3 protein-coding genes are annotated in these 3,627 nt (G+C 69.6%); all 3 read right to left on the reverse strand.

Annotated elements, in window-relative coordinates; all coding sequences use genetic code 11:
• Positions 1 to 9: 9 nt before the first annotated feature.
• Entirely contained in the window at positions 10 to 1,284 is a 1,275-nt protein-coding gene (locus AC08ON_RS17010; protein ID WP_476608525.1) for a chlorinating enzyme, read from the reverse strand.
• Positions 1,281 to 2,849 carry an amino acid adenylation domain-containing protein gene (locus AC08ON_RS17015; protein WP_476608524.1) on the reverse strand — a complete coding sequence of 523 codons (1,569 nt, stop codon included), beginning with the start codon at positions 2,847 to 2,849 and terminating at the stop codon, positions 1,281 to 1,283. Before AC08ON_RS17015 ends, AC08ON_RS17010 begins: the two co-directional genes overlap by 4 nt.
• A 27-nt stretch (positions 2,850 to 2,876) precedes the next feature.
• Positions 2,877 to 3,627, reverse strand: a 751-nt coding sequence (locus AC08ON_RS17020; protein WP_476617333.1) for a DUF6039 family protein, incomplete at its 5' end; no start/stop codon positions are given.

A 3,627-nucleotide genomic window follows, 5' to 3' on the forward strand; every position in this document is an offset into this window, starting at 1 on the left:
GACCGGGCGTCACCCGCGGACCTCGCCGAAGCGGTGGCCGCGCATCGTCTCGGTGACGAGGCGGTTGTGTCCGATCCGGTCCTCGCCCGCGACCAGCACCGCGCTGTAGCGCTCCAGGCTTACCCGGCCGCCGTACTCCTCGATCTCCTCGGTGTCCGGGTAGATCCGCACCGAGGTCGGCGCGTACCGGCTGGCGAAGCCGAGCCGCATCTCCCGGGACTCGCCGCTGTGCGGCAGCGAGGCGTGCATCAGCGTGGACCAGAATATAACGGCCTGCCCCGGACGCATGATTATCGGCACCGCGAGGGACTCGTCCGGCTTCCAGTCCGGATCCTTCTGCAGCTCGTGGTAGTCGTAGCCAAAGAAACCGCGGCGCACCCCACCCTTGTCCACGGTGTTGATCCGGTCCGGGTCGTAGTGCATGCGCCTGGCCTCGTCGTAATTCATCCGCGTGTGCGTCCCGGCGATGAACTGCAGGCAGCCGGTCTGCTCGTTCGCCTCGGTGAACGCGGTCCACACGGTGATCGTGCCGCCGGTGCCCGCCAGACCCGCCAGACCCGCCAGACCCGCCAGCCAGAGGATCTGCGGGGTGCCGGAGGCGTTGGCGAAGGTGTCCGCCTGGTGCCAGTCGGTGCCCTCGTCGCCGGGGTACTTGGGGAAGAACTCGGTGCGCCAGCACAGCACGTCCCGCCCGAGCACACTCACCACCCGGTCGACGATCTCCGGGCGGCAGATGTGGTCGGCGAGGAACTCCATGTCGAGGTGCCGGTCGTAGTTGGCGATGTTGGTGTTGCCCGAGAGCGCGTCGGTCGTCTGGTAGACGGCCGCGCTGCGGTCCATCATGGACAGCCGCTCGCGCTTCCAGATCGCCCGCATCTCGTCGGGCTCGTACACGGTGAACGGACCGAAGAAGCCGTTGCGGCGGAAGGACTCCAGCTCCTCGGCGCTCAGCGCGAACCTGCGCCCGCCCTGCCCGGCGGCGCTCGCGGCGCCCATGCGTGCCACCCCCTCCGCATGTCTGACGACGATCTCCGGGTCCTCGACAGCGTCCGCGATCGCCCGCGCGATCGTGCGTACCGAGGCCACGTCCTCGAGCTCACTGCCGTTGAGTGAGGTCCCGTAGGCGGTGTTGAGCTCGGCCATGACGCGTACAAAGCCGAGCGAGGTGAGTCCGAGGTAAAACAGGTCGTCCTCGACGCTGATGTCGGTGTATGGCAGCGCGGCTGCGGCCGACCTGGCGACCGTTTCCTCCAGCAGCGCGCATACCTGCTTTGTGTCGGTCACGTCGTCATCCCTGGGGTCTCGGTCTCCTCGCCGGCGAACAGCCGGGCCGCGGTGACGTTCGCCGCGGAGCGGTCCACCTTGCCGTTCCGGGTCAACGGGATCGCGTCGACCGGGAAGTAACGGGCCGGGCGCATGTGCACAGGCAGTTCCCCGCGCAGGTGGCCGCGCCAGGCCTCGGCCAGGGCCGCGGGGTCGCCGGCGCCCGCGGCCGGGACGGCGAGGACGACCAGTTCGGCTGCGCCGTGCCGACCGACGCCGGGGGTGACCACGACGGGCCCGGCCACCGTCGGGTGACGGCACAGCACCGCTTCGATCTCGGCCGGCTCGATCCGGAAGCCGTTGAGCTTGATCTGGTCGTCCACTCGGCCCAGGTAGACGAGCTCGCCGCCGCGCCAGGCGGCCCGGTCGCCGGAGCGGTAGCAGATCGCGCCATCGGGGCCGGTGACGAATCGTTGCGCCGTCAGCTCCGGCCGGTTGAGGTAGCCGCGGGCCACGCCCGCGCCGCCGATCCACATCTCCCCCGGCCCACCCGCGGGCACCGGCCTGCCGTCGGGGTCCCGGATCGTGACGGTGAGGTCCGGGACCGGCACGCCGATCGGGCTCACTGCCGGGCCGTCGAGGTCCGCTTCGGCCAGCCGCCGGTAGGTCACGTGCACGGTCGTCTCGGTGATGCCGTACATGTTGACGAGCCCGATGTCCGGGTGGCAGCGCATGAATCCGGCGACCAGGTCGAGGTCGAGGCGTTCGCCGCCGAACACGATGGTGCGCAGCGAGTCGGGGATCCGGGATGGGTCGGCCTCCTCGGCGAGCAGCAGCTGACGGAAGGCCGACGGGGTCTGGTTGAGCACGGTGACCTGATGCCGGGTCAGCAGTTCGAGCAGCGCCTCGGGATGGCGCCGCGCGGCGGTCGGGACAATCGCGAGGCAGCCGCCGTGCAGCAGCGCGCCCCAGATCTCCCAGACGGAGAAGTCGAAACTGGCCGAGTGGAAAAGCGTCCACACGTCGTTCTCATCGAATCCGAACCAGTGCCGGGTCGCGCTGAACAGCCGCGTCACCTGCCGGTGTTCCACCACCACGCCCTTCGGCGCGCCGGTGGTGCCCGAGGTGTAGATGACGTATGCGACGTCCCGCGGGCCCGCCACGGACTGTCCCTGCCCGTTCCCGGGCGCCGCATCCTGCCAGGCGTCGAGGGGGATGACGGTGAAGCCGAGCCGCTTCGGCAGCTCCTCCTCACGCGGACCGGCCAGTACGATCGGGGGGCGGGCGTCTTCCAGCAGATAGGTCAGCCGGGCCTGCGGATACGCCGGGTCCATAACGACGTATCCGTTGCCCGCGCGGGCGATCGCCGCCATGCCGACGATCAGGTCAGGGCCGGGGCTGGCGATCAGCCCGGTCAGCGGACCGGCGGCTGGGCCGACGGCGCGCAGGTGCGTCGCCAGCCGGCCGGCCCGGTTCCACAGCTCCGCGTAGCTGAGCGGGCCTGCCGGTCCGAGGACCGCGGTCCGGTCGGGGAACCGGCGGCAGACCTCGCCCAGCAGCTCGTCCAGCCGTGTCTCGGTCGGCATCGGTCGGCGGGCTCGGGTCCGCGGGCCTCAGCCCTGGGCCCGGGTCGCGTACAGCCCCCAGTGGTGCGGGGTGAGCGTGATGTCGCGCATGGAGTCGGGCGCAAACATCCGCGCCCAGGTGCCGCCGCCCCTCTCGGCCGGGATGCGCTGCTCGAAGTAGAGGTTGCGCACGGCCTCGTTGCGCACGTGCAGCTCGAGCAGCCGCTGGTAGGTGGTGAGATCCTTCATGTGGATCATCCAGTGCAGCCGGTCGGCCGTACCGAAGGCCTCTTCGTACACGAAGACAGTGCAGTCTCCGGGCAGGTTGTCGTTGATCGAGTCCGCGACGTCGCGGCCGAACTTGCGTGCCTCGGAGCGGAAGTTGTAGTCGATCTGCGCGCTGCGGTGCATCAGGATGCCCGCGTTACCGGAGTGCAGGTGCAGCTCGCGTGCCTGCTTGGTCTGCTGCCAGGCCGGCGGCACGTTGTCCACCGAGTGGTCGGTGTACACGGTGGACTGCTTCTCCAGCCTGCCGTCAGCCACGGTGCCGTACATGCCCCAGAACTGGGGCAGCATCACGGTCTCCTGCATACTGCCGTCCACGAACAGCCGGTCCCAGGCGCCGCCGCCCTTGTCCTCCTCCACCCGGTCCTTGGTGATGGAATCGCGGTAGGCCTGGTCCTGATCGCCCATCAGAACCATCGGGTAATAGCTGGCGAGGGACTTCAGATGGATCAGGAAGTGGATCCTGTCCTTCGTGCCAAAGGTCTCTTCGTACACGAAGACAGTGAGCCTTTCC

This window comes from Frankia sp. CoWAU3 (genome assembly GCF_977971855.1).

Coding starts and splice junctions, on each gene's coding strand:
- AC08ON_RS17015 (WP_476608524.1), bottom strand. CDS start 2,849: ATGCCGACCGAGACACGGCTGGACGAGCTGCTGGGCGAGGTCTGCCGC.